At 69.5% G+C, this 14113-nt stretch carries 14 protein-coding genes and 1 pseudogene; 8 read left to right on the forward strand and 7 right to left on the reverse strand.

The annotated features are described in order from the left end of the window. Positions 1-389 (reverse strand): M17 family peptidase N-terminal domain-containing protein (locus A5688_RS15975; RefSeq protein ID WP_278185188.1); only part of this gene is annotated, 389 nt, incomplete at its 3' end. A gap of 44 nt (positions 390-433) precedes the next feature. Here A5688_RS15975 and gcvT point away from each other — a divergent pair. After that, positions 434-1537, forward strand: coding sequence for a glycine cleavage system aminomethyltransferase GcvT (gcvT, locus tag A5688_RS15980; protein WP_067839066.1), 1104 nt, complete (start codon positions 434-436; stop codon positions 1535-1537). A gap of 55 nt (positions 1538-1592) precedes the next feature. Then, complete coding sequence (locus A5688_RS15985) at positions 1593-2702, forward strand: branched-chain amino acid aminotransferase (protein ID WP_067839069.1); 1110 nt, start codon at positions 1593-1595, stop codon at positions 2700-2702. Positions 2703-2833: 131 nt separating this feature from the next. On the opposite strand, the gene A5688_RS15990 is transcribed toward A5688_RS15985, so the two are convergent. The 4 genes from A5688_RS15990 to A5688_RS16005 are packed head-to-tail and all read right to left on the reverse strand — an operon-like array spanning position 2834 to position 5930. After that, complete coding sequence (locus A5688_RS15990; RefSeq protein ID WP_067839072.1) at positions 2834-3598, reverse strand: adenosylcobinamide-GDP ribazoletransferase; 765 nt, start codon at positions 3596-3598, stop codon at positions 2834-2836. Continuing rightward, complete coding sequence (gene cobT / locus A5688_RS15995; protein WP_120312236.1) at positions 3595-4677, reverse strand: nicotinate-nucleotide--dimethylbenzimidazole phosphoribosyltransferase; 1083 nt, start codon at positions 4675-4677, stop codon at positions 3595-3597. Before cobT ends, A5688_RS15990 begins: the two co-directional genes overlap by 4 nt. Next, entirely contained in the window at positions 4674-5210 is a 537-nt protein-coding gene (locus A5688_RS16000) for a bifunctional adenosylcobinamide kinase/adenosylcobinamide-phosphate guanylyltransferase (protein WP_067839078.1), read from the reverse strand. Before A5688_RS16000 ends, cobT begins: the two co-directional genes overlap by 4 nt. A gap of 27 nt (positions 5211-5237) precedes the next feature. After that, positions 5238-5930 (reverse strand): DUF3043 domain-containing protein, encoded by a 693-nt coding sequence (locus A5688_RS16005; RefSeq protein WP_067839080.1) that lies wholly within the window; start codon positions 5928-5930, stop codon positions 5238-5240. A 191-nt stretch (positions 5931-6121) separates the two neighbouring features. Here A5688_RS16005 and A5688_RS16010 point away from each other — a divergent pair, with 191 nt between their 5' ends. Both A5688_RS16010 and A5688_RS16015 read left to right on the forward strand, forming a co-directional pair. Continuing rightward, the gene (locus tag A5688_RS16010; protein ID WP_067839090.1) at positions 6122-7198 is read left to right on the forward strand and encodes a glycerate kinase family protein; all 1077 of its coding nucleotides are present in this window, start codon (positions 6122-6124) and stop codon (positions 7196-7198) included. Between the two features lie 96 nt (positions 7199-7294). Next, a complete protein-coding gene (locus A5688_RS16015) occupies positions 7295-7654 on the forward strand; it encodes a HesB/IscA family protein (RefSeq protein WP_007770699.1) in 360 nt (119 codons plus the stop codon). Between the two features lie 72 nt (positions 7655-7726). On the opposite strand, the gene A5688_RS16020 is transcribed toward A5688_RS16015, so the two are convergent. Further along, on the reverse strand, positions 7727-8410 hold the full coding sequence (locus A5688_RS16020; RefSeq protein WP_067839082.1) for a hypothetical protein: 684 nt from the start codon (positions 8408-8410) through the stop codon (positions 7727-7729). A 186-nt stretch (positions 8411-8596) separates the two neighbouring features. Here A5688_RS16020 and A5688_RS16025 point away from each other — a divergent pair, with 186 nt between their 5' ends. Then, positions 8597-9571 carry a carbohydrate kinase family protein gene (locus A5688_RS16025; protein ID WP_067839084.1) on the forward strand — a complete coding sequence of 325 codons (975 nt, stop codon included), beginning with the start codon at positions 8597-8599 and terminating at the stop codon, positions 9569-9571. A gap of 90 nt (positions 9572-9661) precedes the next feature. Here A5688_RS16025 and asnB read toward each other — a convergent pair whose 3' ends face one another. Next, positions 9662-11620, reverse strand: coding sequence for an asparagine synthase (glutamine-hydrolyzing) (gene asnB / locus A5688_RS16030; protein WP_067839085.1), 1959 nt, complete (start codon positions 11618-11620; stop codon positions 9662-9664). A 156-nt stretch (positions 11621-11776) separates the two neighbouring features. Here asnB and ctaC point away from each other — a divergent pair, with 156 nt between their 5' ends. The 3 genes and pseudogenes from ctaC to A5688_RS16045 form a co-directional block, all read left to right on the forward strand. Then, on the forward strand, positions 11777-12886 hold the full coding sequence (gene ctaC / locus A5688_RS16035) for an aa3-type cytochrome oxidase subunit II (protein ID WP_120312237.1): 1110 nt from the start codon (positions 11777-11779) through the stop codon (positions 12884-12886). 13 nt (positions 12887-12899) lie between these two features. Further along, a complete protein-coding gene (locus A5688_RS16040) occupies positions 12900-13319 on the forward strand; it encodes a cytochrome c oxidase subunit 4 (protein ID WP_067839087.1) in 420 nt (139 codons plus the stop codon). A 187-nt stretch (positions 13320-13506) separates the two neighbouring features. Then, positions 13507-14031: pseudogene (locus A5688_RS16045) on the forward strand (MmpS family transport accessory protein); the annotation flags it as partial. Positions 14032-14113: the final 82 nt, after the last annotated feature.

Consider the following 14113-nt stretch of genomic DNA (forward strand, 5'->3'; position numbering starts at 1 on the left):
GTGTGGCCGCGCGGTCGCTCGGCAAGACCGAGTCGGTGATCACCACGCTGGCCGAGCTGCCCGGCGACGGTGTCGGCCGGCCACTCGGGTCGCGGTTTACCCAGGCCGATCGTCAGCACGCTGGACACCGGCAGCGACGGCACCACCAGCCGGTGCACCTGCTCGGCGCCGCCGGTGGCCTCCAGCGCCCGCAGACCGGACTCGATCTCGGCGACCGCATCGGAGGACAGGAACGGCTCGGCCGACGCGACGGCCGCGCCCGGCTTGTCGTCCTCCCCGGTGGAGACGACGGGCACGATCAGGACGGTGGACGCGGCGGCGCGCCGCGGCAGCGAGGAGGCGACAGTGACAGCGGGGGAGGCGTAGCCGGGTTCTGTGCTCATCCGCATCACCCTAACGGTCCACCCGTGACGGCTGATTAGGGTGAAGAGTCGTGAGCGATGAAGCCGAACTTCTGCACGGACCGCTGGAAGACCGTCACCGGAGCCTGGGCGCCAGTTTCGCCGAGTTCGGCGGCTGGTTGATGCCGGTGTCGTATGCCGGCACCGTCAGCGAACACAACGCGACGCGCAACGCGGTCGGCCTCTTCGACGTCAGCCACCTGGGCAAGGCGCTGGTCCGCGGGCCGGGGGCCGCGCAGTTCGTCAACTCCGCGCTCACCAACGACCTGAATCGCATCGGCCCGGGCAAGGCGCAATACACGTTGTGCTGCACCGAATCCGGCGGTGTCGTCGACGACCTGATCGCCTACTACGTCGACGACGACGAGATCTTTCTGGTGCCCAACGCCGCCAACACCGCAGCCGTGGTCGCCGCCCTGCAGGACGCCGCGCCCGCGGGTCTGACCATTACCGACCAGCACCGCTCGTATGCGGTGCTGGCCGTGCAGGGACCGCGATCCGCCGACGTGCTCGGTGAGCTGGGCCTGCCCACGGACATGGACTACATGGCGTACGCCGACACCTCGTTCTCCGGCGTACCGGTGCGGGTCTGCCGCACCGGCTACACCGGCGAGCACGGCTACGAGCTGCTGCCGCCGTGGGATTCCGCGGGCGTGGTGTTCGACGCCCTGGCCGCGGCGGTCAGCGCGGCCGGCGGCGAGCCGGCCGGCCTGGGCGCGCGCGACACCCTGCGCACCGAGATGGGCTACCCGCTGCACGGCCACGAGCTCGGCCTGGACATCTCCCCGCTGCAGGCCCGCTGCGGCTGGGCGATCGGCTGGAAGAAGGACGCGTTCTTCGGCCGCGACGCCCTGCTGGCCGAGAAGGAGGCGGGCCCGGCGCGGTTGCTGCGCGGGCTGCGGATGCTGGGCCGCGGGGTGCTGCGCGCCGGGCTCACGGTGCTCGCCGGCGACACACCGGTCGGGGTGACCACCTCGGGCACGTTCTCCCCGACGCTGCAGGCCGGAATCGCGCTGGCGCTCATCGACACCGATGCCGGCGTCGAAGACGGTCAGGAGGTCACCGTCGACGTCCGGGGCCGTTCCGCCGCATGCGAAGTCGTGCGGCCGCCCTTCGTCGCGGCGAAAACCCGCTAGCCGTCCCGCGTGCGCGGGCGAAATCCGATTCGGCAGGCGGATATACAATCAGCCAATGACCAGTGGCTCCCTCGAGTTCACGGTTTCCCGCTCGGCAAGTCCGGCAACGGACGCTGAGCGCGAAACCATCCTGGCCGAGCCGGGTTTCGGCAAGTACTTCACCGATCACATGGTGTCGATCGACTACGACGAGACCGGCGGCGGTTGGCGCAATGCGCGCGTCATCCCGTACGGGCCGATCGAGCTGGACCCGTCGGCGATCGTGCTGCACTACGCGCAGGAGATTTTCGAGGGGCTCAAGGCGTACCGCTGGGCGGACGGCTCGATCGTGTCGTTCCGCGCCGATGCCAACGCCGCCCGGCTGCGCTCGTCGGCTCGGCGGCTCGCCATCCCGGAACTGCCCGAAGAGCTGTTCATGGAATCGCTGCGCCAGCTGATCGCGGTCGACAACGCGTGGGTTCCGGCCGCCGGCGGCGAGGAGGCGCTGTACCTGCGGCCGTTCGTCATCGCCACCGAACCCGGATTGGGTGTGCGGCCGTCCAAGCAGTACCGCTACCTGCTGATCGCCTCGCCGGCCGGCGCGTATTTCAAGGGCGGCATCCACCCGGTCACGGTCTGGGTGTCGACGGACTACGTGCGGGCCAGCCCCGGCGGCACCGGCGCGGCCAAGTTCGGCGGCAACTACGCGGCCTCGCTGTCGGCTCAGGCCGAGGCCGCGGCCAACGAGTGCGACCAAGTGGTGTGGCTGGACGCCGTCGAACGACGCTTCGTCGAAGAGATGGGCGGGATGAACATCTTCTTCGTGTTCGGCAGCGGCGGGTCGGCGCGGCTGGTCACCCCGGAGCTGTCCGGCTCACTGCTGCCTGGTATCACGCGAGACTCCCTGCTGCAGTTGGCCATTGATGCCGGGTTCTCCGTCGAGGAACGCAAGATCGACATCGACGAGTGGCAGAAGAAGGCCACCGCGGGGGAGATCACCGAGGTGTTCGCCTGCGGCACCGCCGCGGTCATCACGCCCGTCTCGAACGTGAAGTACGGCGACACCGAGTTCACCGTCGCCGACGGGCAACCCGGCGAGGTCACAATGGCGTTGCGTGACACGCTCACCGGCATTCAGCGCGGCACCTTCGCCGACACCCACGGCTGGATGGCACGCCTCGGTTAGCGGGGTGTGCCGCCCAGCGTGACGCTGCAGTCACGTTGGGCGGCGGACGTGACCGCAGCGTCACGTTCGTTGCTCGACTGCCCGGCCAGCCGCCCAGTCGGGACCGCGCACCCCGCCAGCCGGGCGAGCGGCTAGAACCGGACCAGACCCGCGAGCAGCACCGCGCTCACCGTCGCGGTCAGTTCGATCGCGGCGCCCAGCACGTCGCCGGTGATGCCGCCGAACCGGCGCACGCAGTGCCGCACCAGGATCGCGCCGCAGCCCAGGCCCAGCAACACCGCCACGGGCCCCTGCCACGGCCGCGGCCCGGCCACCAGGGAAACGCCCAGCAGCACCGCGACCCAGGCCGCCACGACGGACGTCGGCTGGCTTCCGGCGACCCGGGCACCCAGGGCGCTGCCGTCGGCCGCCGGCACCGACCGATGACCGGCCAGCACCGCGGTCACCCGCCCCGCGAAGACCGCCACCGCGACGCCGGCCGCCCCGGGGATCACCCTGCCGGTGGAGCCCAACGCCGAAAACGCCAGTGCCTGAAGCATGATCACCACGACCACCGCGGCCACCCCGAACGGCCCGGCCGAACCCTCGCGCATCACCGCCAGCGCCCGCTGCGGGGGCCCGTAGCAACCCAGTCCGTCGGCGGTGTCGGCGACACCGTCCAGGTGCAGGCCGCGGGTCACCAGCAGCAGCACCGTGACCGCGAGCAGGCCGGGCAGCGGGCTGGACGGCCCGAACACGTGAGCCCCACCCCATGTCACGGCCGCGGCCAGGGCCCCCAGGACGGCGCCCACCGCCGGCAGCGCGGTCATGGCGCCGCGGCCCATCGGCGCGTTGTCGCGACCGGGGAGCGGCAGCACCGTCCCGAACGCGAAAGCCGTTGCCAGCGAACGGATCACGACGGCTGAGCGGGGGTACTGCCGGTGCGGCCGGGCTCGGCACGGTCGGACACCCCGGCCTGGGCGAAGGTCGCCATCGACGACAGGGTCGCCACCGCGGCGCGCACGACCGGTAGCGCGAGCGCGGCGCCGGTTCCCTCGCCCAGCCGCATCCGCAGGTCGAGGATCGGCTCCAGATCCAGCGCGGTCAGCGCCAGCGCATGGGCGGGCTCGGTGGATCGGTGCCCGGCCTGCCACCACAGCCGGGCGCCCGGCGCCAGGTGCTCGGCGACCAGCGCGGCCGCCGTCACGGCCATGCCGTCGAGCAGCAGCGGTGTGCGCCGCACCGCGGCCTGCGCGCAAAAGCCCGCCATCGCGGCCAGGTCGGCGCCGCCGGCGCGGCGCAGCAGCGCGACCGGATCGGGCAACACCTGCCGTGCGCGAAACAGGGCGTCGCGCACCGCGGCCGTCTTGCGCGCCCACCCGGCGTCATCGATACCGGTCCCGAAGCCCACCGCCACGACCGGTTCGACACTGGTCAGAGCCGCAACCAAAACCGTTGCGGCCGTGGTGTTGCCGATCCCCATGTCGCCGGCGATCAGCAGGTCGGCGCCGGCATCGACCTCCTCGTCGGCGATGGCCGCGCCGGCGGCGAGCGCCCGCGCGGTCTCGTCGTCGCTCAACGCGTCCTCAACCCGGATGTCGCCGCTGGCGCGGCGCACCTTGTGGGCGCCGATCCGTTCGGTCAGCGGGTCGGCGTCGACCGCCAGGTCCGCGACGCGCACCGTCGCCCCGGCGATGTCGGCCAGGACGTTGATCGCCGCGCCGCCGGCCTCGAAGTTGGCGACCATCTGCGCCGTCACCTCCGGCGGGTACGCCGACACCCCCGAGCGCGCGACGCCGTGATCACCGGCGAACACCACCACCCGGGCTCGCTCGAATTGTCGTGGTGGGCAATGCCCCTGACACGACGCGACCCACACCGACAGATCCTCCAGACGTCCCAGCGCGCCCCGCGGCTTGGTCAGCGTGTCCTGGCGGGCACGGGCGGCGGCGGCGACGCCCGCGTCGGGCGGCGAGACGGCGGCGAATTGCATCACGCCCCCGACGGTTTGATCGGTACCGGCTGCCCGGCCACCACCAACACCACCCGGTCGCACAACCGCGCCACGCGCTGGTTGAGGCTGCCCAGTTCGTCGGCGAACCGGCGCCCGGCGGCGGTGGCGGGCACGACGGTCAACCCCACTTCCGGGCTGACCAGCACCAGCGGCGATGCGAAGTCGCCGACCGCGGCCAGCACGTCATCGACGGAGGCCGCCACCGAACCGCCGTTCCACGCGTTGTCGCGGTCCAGCGCACCGGTCAGCCAGGTGCCGAGATCGTCGATCAGCGTCGGGGTTTGCGGCGACTGCCGCAATTGCGTCGCGATGTCGTCGGTTTCGATCGTCGACCAGTGGGCGGGCCGACGGCCGCGATGCTGGGCGATCCGGCTCGCCCAGGCCGCATCGTCGTCGCCGGCCGGACCGGGCGCCAGGTAATGGACCGCCTGTCCGGCCGGCAAACCGTCGGCGATGGCTTCCTCCGCCCACTGCGATTTGCCTGACCTGATCCCGCCGAGCACCAGGGTGCGCACCGAAGTCAGCCGGCCTTCCGGCGAGCTTTAATCGACACTGGCGCCGTGCTTGACCTGCGGCCGCGGCGCCCGCAACCGGCGCATCTGAGACGCCCGGCTGGCGGCGTAAAGCCCTAGCTTCCAACGGCTTTCGGTGTTGTTCGGGAACTTGGCGTCGACCAGCCTGCTGACTTTGCGGCCCAGGATCAGGCCGTCGACGCTCATCACGGCCATCAGCGCCAGCATTGCCGGAGACACCCAGAGCTGCAGCTGCGGAACGCCGAACATGACGAACATCAAGAACAGGGTCGACGGCATGAACAAACCCAGCAGATTGCGCCGCGAGTCCACCACGTCACGAACGTAGCGCCGGATGGGGCCCTGGTCGCGTGGCAACAGATAGCCCTCTTCGCCCGCCATCATCCGCTCCCGGCGATTCGACATGCGGGCGCGGCCGGCGGCCTTGTCGGCCCGGCGCTCCTCGCGACTGAGCTTGGGACCGGCCAGCGATTTGCGGCGGGCCCGCGCCTCGGCGGAGGTCATGGGCGCGGGCGCGACCGGTCCCTTCCGGGGATTGCGCCGAGCGTCGTTGCGCTTGGGTGTCGGGCGCCCCTTGGGGCCCGTTCGCTGCGCCTCGCGGGTTGCGTCGCCCGAGGCGCCCGCACCGGCGGATGCGGCCGACGTGGCTGCGCTCTCGTCGAGGTCGGTGTCCTGGCCTTTTCTACGGCCCAACAGCTTCACAGTGGCCAGGTTACTTCGCGGACGACCCGCGCCGGAATTCGCCTGGAATGCATTGCTATTAGACCTGCGTTAGTACCTCCCTTGGCCCTACTCTTACACGTGATGAACGGCTGCGTTTGATGGACGACGGGACGATGGACCCGGGCGATGTGGGTCCCGGCCTGGCCCCCGGGCGCCTTCAGTTGCCCGCCATGCAAGTCCTGGTGGCCCCGGATTGCTACGCAGACAGCATGTCGGCCCTCGAAGCCTCCGCCGCCATCGCGACCGGCTGGACCCGGTCGCGTCCCGGCGACCGGTTCATCGTCGCGCCGCAATCCGACGGCGGCCCAGGTTTTGTCGAGGTGCTGGCCAGCCGGCTAGGGGAGACGCGGCGGCTGCGGGTGTCGGGACCGCTGAAAGCGATGGTCGAAGCCGAGTGGGTGTTCGACAGCAATTCGGCGACCGCGTATCTGGAGTGCGCGCAGGCGTGCGGGCTGGCGCTGATCGGGGGACCGCCCACCCCGGAGACCGCGATGGCCGCGCACAGCAAAGGCGTGGGGCAGCTGATCGCCGAGGCGCTGCGGGTCGGGGCGACACGCATCGTGGTCGGCCTGGGCGGCAGCGCCTGCACCGACGGCGGGCAGGGCATGATCGCCGAGCTCGGCGGCCTGGACACCGCCCGCCGGCAGCTGGGCAACGTGGAGCTGATCGCCGCCTCCGACACCGAATACCCGCTGCTGGGCCCGTGGGGGGCGGCCCGGGTGTTCGGACCGCAGAAGGGCGCCGACACGGCCACCGTCGCCGCGCTGGAAGTCCGGCTGCAAGCGTGGGCGCTGATCCTCGAGGCGGTGGCCGGGCGGGACGTGAGCGCCGAGCCGGGCGCGGCGGCCGCCGGCGGCATCGGCGCCGGGCTGCTGGCGCTCGGCGGGCGGTGCGAGTCGGGAGCGGCCATCATCGCCGAGCACACCCGGCTGGCCGACGACCTGGACACCGCGGAGCTGATCGTCACCGGCGAGGGCCGGTTCGACGAGCAATCCCTGCACGGCAAGGTGGTGGGCTTTCTCGCCGACGCGGCCCGGCCGCGGGGAATCCCGGTGGTCGTGCTGGCCGGCCAGGTCGACCTGGACAACGCGACGGTGCGCTCGTCGGGCATCATGGCCGCGTTGTCAATCGCCGAGCACGCCGGATCGGTGCGGCTGGCGCAGGCCGACGCGGCCAACCAGCTCATCGGTCTGGCATCCGTTGTGGCGGCGCGACTCGGGAATAGCGGTCCTGCAAGGTACCGTTGATGGAGTGGACTTTCGGGCGGTCCGGATCGCCCGGCGCAAGCCGGCGATATCGGGCTTGATCGGACCCACCCAACAATGAGGCATGTAGGAGAAGTAATGACGGTGCAAAACGAGTCGAACGCCACGACCACCCACGGCGTGATCCTGACCGAGGCCGCCGCCACCAAGGCAAAGTCCCTGCTGGACCAGGAGGGCCGCGACGACCTGGCGCTGCGCATCGCGGTGCAGCCGGGCGGGTGTGCCGGGCTGCGCTACAACCTCTTCTTCGACGACCGGGCGCTGGACGGCGACCTGACCGCGGAGTTCGGGGGTGTAAAGCTGACGGTGGACCGGATGAGCGCACCCTACGTCGAGGGCGCGTCCATCGATTTCGTGGACACCATCGAGAAGCAGGGCTTCACCATCGACAACCCCAACGCCACCGGCTCGTGCGCCTGCGGCGACTCATTCAACTGATCGGTTGATCCCGCTGACTCCGTCAGCCGGACCGTGTGGTCCCGGCCGGCGGAGTCCGTTTCGTACGAGGCGCTAGTACGAGCCGCCGGTGCGCAGCACGTACGAGCAGACCATGATCTGGCCGCGCTGGAACAGCAGCTGTGCGATGCCCTGCACCTGCCCGTGCATCGGGCCCCCGCTCACCGGGGACACCCGCATGGTGAATAACGCCTGAGCCTGGTACTGCGACAGGTACACGATCTTGTCGATCGAGGTCAGCTCGACCTCGGAGAACTGCTTGCGGAATGCGTCGCTGCTGAGCTTGGCCAGCGCCCGGTCGGATCGCTTGTCTTGGACGCCGTCGTAGAGGCCGCACAGCGCGTTGCGGGCGATCTCGTCGATGTCGCGGTGCTCGAGCGCGTCGAGATACCCCTGGATGGCGGTCTTCGCCGCGCCCTCGGAGAACGTGGCGCCGGTATTGGCCCCGTTGGTGCGCACCCCGTACACGATCGCGACCGTCATCACCGCGACCAGCGCGACGGCCAGCAGGAGTCCGACGATCAGCCGACGCTTCGAGCGTTGCGGCGGGTAGGGGACCGGCGCGGGGGGCTGCCCGGCATAATTGGCTGAAGCAGGTCCGGCCTGCGGAATCGGGCCGAAGCCGGCGTTGGGGTCGTCGGGAAACTCGAGTGGCTGGGATTCGTTCGGGGGCTCGTGTCCGCTCGGTCCCCCGCTGCCGCCGCCGACGGTGTGGTTCGGCGGGTGCGGACCTTCCATTCGTGGTTCTCCTACGGTGGTAGGCGGGACTGCGAGCGGGTAGCGGCCCGAGCAATGTGATCCCGGCGACTTGAGTGAGTTCCCTAGGGAGGCTAGCGCACGGCCTCGCGCCGAGGAGTGCACACAGCGACCGGCCGAGACCGGTGAGTAAGCTAGATAACCTTACTAACGAAGGATGGAGTTTTCGTGACGATCGCGGTGACAGGTTCGATTGCGACCGACAATCTGATGAGGTTCCCCGGCCGGTTCTCCGAGCACCTGCTGGCCGAGCACCTGCAGAAGGTGTCCCTGAGCTTTCTGGTAGACGACCTGGTGATTCACCGCGGCGGCGTGGCGGGCAACATCGCCTTCGCCATCGGCGTGCTGGGCGGCGACGTGGCGCTGGTCGGCGCGGCCGGCGACGACTTCGCCGAGTACCGCGAATGGCTGCAGTCCCACGGCGTCAACTGCGACAACGTGCTGATCTCCGAGACCGCGCACACCGCGCGGTTCACCTGCACCACCGACGAGGACATGGCCCAGATCGCGTCGTTCTATCCCGGCGCCATGTCGGAGGCCCGCAACATCAAGCTGGCCGACGTCGTGTCGTCGGTGGGCAACCCGGACCTGGTGATCATCGGCGCCAACGACCCGGACGCGATGGTGGTGCACACCGAGGAGTGCCGCAAGCTCGGCTTGCCGTTCGCGGCCGACCCGTCCCAGCAGCTGCCCCGCCTGTCCGGTGCGGAGATCGACAGGCTCGTCGACGGCGCCGCCTACCTGTTCACCAACGACTACGAGTGGGAGCTGCTGCTCAACAAGACCGGCTGGTCCGAGGCCGACGTACAGCAGAAGGTCGGCCTGCGGGTGACCACGCTGGGGCCCAAGGGCGTCGACATCGTCGAGCGCGACGGAACCACCACCCACGTCGGCGTGGTGCCCGAGACCAGCCAGACCGACCCCACCGGCGTGGGTGACGCCTTCCGGGCCGGTTTCCTCACCGGCCGCAGCGCCGGGCTGAGCCTCGAGCGGTCGGCTCAGCTGGGCTCGCTGGTCGCCGTGCTGGTGCTGGAGTCCACCGGGACCCAGGAGTGGACGTGGGACGCCGCGGTCGCCAAGACCCGGTTGGCCGACGCCTACGGCGACGAGGCCGCCGCCGAGATCGCCGCAGTGCTGGCCTGACCAATGCTGGGCTGATCAAGTTCGCGAGCGTAATCGGACTGCGAAAATCCGGGCTGAAAATCGCAGTGTGGTTACGCCCGCGAACCCGGATTAGAGCTGCACCGGATAGTGCGGCTCGCTGATCTGGGGCACGATGCTGTGCTCGATGAAGATCGCGTGCCAGAGCATGAAGATCAGCAGCGTCCACAACCGCCGGCTGTGGTCGTTGGCGCCGTTGCGGTGCTCGTCGAGCATCCGGCGCACGGCCGCTTTGTCGACAAGCCGATCGGCCTGCGACGAATCCACCAGCCCGTAGGCCCACTCCAGCAGCTCGCCGGCGCGCAGCCAGTGCCGGATCGGGACCGGGAACCCGAGCTTGGGCCGGTGCAGCACGTGCGCCGGGACGATCGGCTCCAGCGCGCGCCGCAGCGCGTACTTGGTGGTGGTGCGAGTGATCTTGGCCTCGACGGGCAGCCGGGACGCGACGGCGAACACCTCGGGATCCAGGAACGGCACCCGAAGTTCCAGCGAGTTGGCCATCGTCATCTTGTCGGCCTTGACCAGGATGTCGCCGCGTAGCCAGGTGAACAGGTCGATGTGCTGCATGCGGGCCACCGGGTCCCAGCCCGCCGATTGGGCGTACACGGCCGCGGTGACGTCGGTGTGGGTCCACTCCTCGCGGAAGCCGGGTAGCACGTCGCGCAGCTGGGCGTCGGAGAAACTGCGTGCGTTGCCGTAGTAGCGCTCCTCGAGCGTCAGCGAGCCGCGGTGCAGCAGGCTCTTGCCCCGCATGCCCTCCGGCAGCGGCTTGGACATCTTGCCCATCGACCGGCGCAGCGGGCGCGGCAGATAGTCGAAGGGCTTCAGCGACAACGGCTCCCGATAAATCGTGTAGCCGCCGAACAACTCGTCGGCACCTTCGCCGGACAGCACCACCTTGACGTGCTTGCGGGCCTCGCGGGCGACGAAGAACAGCGGCACCAGCGCGGGGTCGGCGACAGGCTCGTCGAGATACCAGACGATCTCGGGCAGGGCGGCGACGAACTCGTCGGGCGTGACCACCTTGGCGATGTGGCGGGCGCCGATCGCCTCGGCCGAGGCCACCGCGACGTCGATCTCGGAGAAGCCCTCGCGCTCGAAGCCGGTGGTGAACGTGATCAGCCGGGGGTTGTGCCGGATGGCCAGCGCCGCGATGGCGGTGGAGTCGATCCCCCCGGACAGAAACGCCCCGACGGTGACGTCGGCGCGCATGTGCTTGGCCACCGAGTCCTCGAGCACCGCGGTGATCTCGTCGTAGCGGGCCCGCTCGGTGTCGCGGGTGATCGGCACCGCGGCAAAGCGCGGCACGAAATACCGGGTGACCTCGGGTTGCAGGCGGTCGGGACGGATCCGGGCGTAGCAGCCCGACTCCAGCCGGCGCACCCCGCGGTGCAGCGTCTCGGGCTCGGGCACGTACTGCAGGACGGTGTAGTGCTGCACGGCGCGCTCGTCGATCGCGGTGTCGAATCCGACCAGCTCGGCCAGGTCCAGCAGGCACTTCTTCTCGCTGGCCACCGCGGTGCCGCCGGTGCCCGTCGCCATGAACAGCGGCTTGATGCCGAAAGGATCACGGGCGCAGAATAATTCGCGGTTGACGGTGTCCCACAGCGCGAACGCGAACATGCCGCGCAGCCGCGTCAAGACATCAATGCCCCAGTAGTGATAGCCGGCGACGATGGCCTCGCCATCGCCGTCGGTGGCGAAGACGGCGCCATGCCGGGTCGCCAGTTCGTCGCGCAGCTCGAGGTAGTTGTAGATCTCGCCGTTGAACACCAGCACGTAGCGGTCGGGCGCCTCGGGCGGGCCCCAGCGCAGCGGCTGGTGCGAATGCGCGATGTCGATGATGGACAGCCGATTGAAGCCGAAAACGACGGAGCCGTCGGTGTCCGGGTCCACCCAGGTCCCCGGCTCGTCGGGCCCGCGGTGGCGCATCGAATGCGACGCGCGCGCGATCGCACTGTCGGCGCGGGCGGCGGCCGCTTCTTTATCCGTGCCCTCGGGGGCGGCGACGAACGCCAGCAGACCACACACGGCGCCCCAGTATGCCCCACTTCGCGGGTGCGCGTGGATGCCGCATCCGGCACGTCGCACTCGGCTGGGCGCACCGGCGGGCCGGGGTTTCGTCGCCGGGCTCAGGCGCGTGGTCTACGCTGCGTAGTATTCGATATCCGAGCAGGAGGCGCTAACGTGACCCCTCGCGAGCAGGACCGTTCGCAACGTTTGTCGCAGGGCAGGTTTCGGCGCCGTTCCGGGGGACCTGGGCGCCAAGGGAAGGGTCTTTCCCGTCGTCTCCGGCCGTTCGCGCTGGCCCTGACGCTGGGTGTGCTGGCGTTGTTCCTGAGCGGATGCAGCAGCTGGGCGGACGCGCTGGCCCTGGGGTGGCCGCGGGGCATCACCCCGGAGGCCCACCTCAACCGGGAATTGTGGATCGGCGCGGTGATCGCCTCGCTGGTCGTCGGCATCATCGTGTACGGCCTGATCTTCTGGGCGTCGGCTTTTCACCGCAAGAAGGCGACCGACACCGAGCTGCCCCGGCAGTTCGGCTACAACATGCCGTTGGAGCTGGTGCTCACGGTGACGCCGTTCCTCATCATCTCGGTGCTGTTCTACTTCACCGTGGTGGTGCAGGAGAAGATGCTGCACCTGGCCAAGGACCCCGAGGTAGTGATCGACGTCACGGCCTTCCAGTGGAACTGGAAATTCGGCTACCAGCGCGTCGCCTTCAAGGACGGCACGCTGACCTACGACGGGTCGGACCCGGCGCGCAAGAAGGCGATGCTGTCCAAGCCGGAGGGCAAGGACGCCCACGGTGAGGAGCGCGTCGGCCCCGTCCGCGGGTTCAACACCTCGGACCGGCAGTACCTGAACTTCGACAAGGTCGAGACGCTGGGATCCAGCAGCGAAATCCCGGTGCTGGTGTTGCCGACCGGCAAGCGCATCGAATTCGACCTGGCGTCCGCGGACGTGGTTCACACGTTCTGGGTGCCGGAGTTCCTGTTCAAGCGCGACGTGATCCCCAACGCCGACGCGAACAACTCGGTACACGTCTTCCAGACCGAGGAGATTCAGACGCCGGGCGCGTTCGTGGGCCACTGCGCCGAGTTCTGCGGCACGTACCACTCGATGATGAACTTCGAGGTTCGGGTGGTGGCGCCCAACGACTTCAAGGCCTACCTGCAGCAGCGGATGGACGGGAAGAGCAACGCCGAGGCATTGCAGGCGATCGGGCAGCCCCCGCTCGCGGTGACCACTCACCCGTTCGACACCAAGCGCGGTCAATTGGCCGGAAGCCAGTAGGGTAGGACACCAAATGCATATCGAAGCCAGGCTATTCGAATTCATTGCCGCGTTTTTCATTGTGGTTGCGGTGCTCTACGCGGTGCTGACCGCGATCTTCGCCACCGGAGGTGTGGAGTGGGCCGGCACCACCGCGCTGGTGCTGACCGGTGGCCTGGCGTTGATCACGGCGACGTTTTTCCGGTTTGTGGCGCGGCGGCTGGACACCCGGCCCGAGGACTACGAGGGCGCTGAGATTAGCGACGGAGCAGGCGAATTGGGCTTCTTCAGCCCGCACAGCTGGTGGCCGATTCTGGTCGCGTTGTCGGGCTCGGTGACCGCGGTGGGCATCGCGTTGTGGCTGCCGTGGCTGATCGTCGCCGGGGTGATGTTCATCCTGACGTCGGTGGCCGGACTGGTGTTCGAGTACTACATCGGTCCCGAGAAGCACTGATTCGCGGCATAAAGGTCACAATCAGATCACGTGATTGGTGGGCCGTTCGCCACGACGGCTTTGCCCCTTTGGGGTTCGGTAGTGTTCTGCCCAGGCAAACGAGAAGTTTCCCAGCGCGCCCGCAATTGAGTGATCGCGGAGTCTTGTGCGCAGGTGAGGCAGTCGAACAGGGTAGGCAAAGGCAGAGATGAGCGGGTCGAGACCCCCGGGATGGGATCCTGACGAACCCGACCATGCCGACCCGATCAGCCACGAACCGGATTCCGGCGGTGCGCCGGACCGCGACCTGGAATCCCACGCCGAAGGCGATGTCGGTGGCGAGCCGGAACCCTTCGAGGACAGCGCCGAACTGGCGGCGGCGGACCGGGCCGATGAGACGGACGCATACTCGCGGGCCTACTCGGCCCCGGAGTCCGAACACTTCACCAGCGGCCCCTACATGCCGGCCGATCTGCGGCTCTACGACTACGACGAATTCGACGAGTTATCCGATGCCGACGACGAACACCGGACTGCACGCTGGCCGTGGGTGGTGGGTGTGGCCGCAATCGTGGCCGCGATCGCGCTCGTCGTCTCGGTGTCACTGCTGTTCGCGCGGACCGACACCACCAAGCTCGCCAACCCCGGAACCACCACCGCCGCGTCCACGCCGCCGATGCAGGACGAGATCACGACTACCAAACCGCCACCTCCGCCGCCTCCACCGAGCCCACGTCGGATTGCGAGATCGGGGTGACGGTCATCGACCAGGGGATGTACACGTTGTGCTGCGTGCGGCGCCGGCCGGACGCGTC

The organism is Mycobacterium mantenii, assembly GCF_001667865.1.
Taxonomy (GTDB): domain Bacteria; phylum Actinomycetota; class Actinomycetes; order Mycobacteriales; family Mycobacteriaceae; genus Mycobacterium; species Mycobacterium mantenii_A.

What these genes read in the sequence shown, in the direction of transcription:
- A5688_RS15985 (WP_067839069.1), top strand. Translation starts at nt 1,593, where the DNA reads ATGACCAGTGGCTCCCTCGAGTTCACGGTTTCCCGCTCGGCAAGTCCG.
- A5688_RS16010 (WP_067839090.1), top strand. Translation starts at nt 6,122, where the DNA reads ATGCAAGTCCTGGTGGCCCCGGATTGCTACGCAGACAGCATGTCGGCC.
- A5688_RS16015 (WP_007770699.1), top strand. Translation starts at nt 7,295, where the DNA reads ATGACGGTGCAAAACGAGTCGAACGCCACGACCACCCACGGCGTGATC.
- A5688_RS16020 (WP_067839082.1), bottom strand. Translation starts at nt 8,410, where the DNA reads ATGGAAGGTCCGCACCCGCCGAACCACACCGTCGGCGGCGGCAGCGGG.
- A5688_RS16040 (WP_067839087.1), top strand. Translation starts at nt 12,900, where the DNA reads ATGCATATCGAAGCCAGGCTATTCGAATTCATTGCCGCGTTTTTCATT.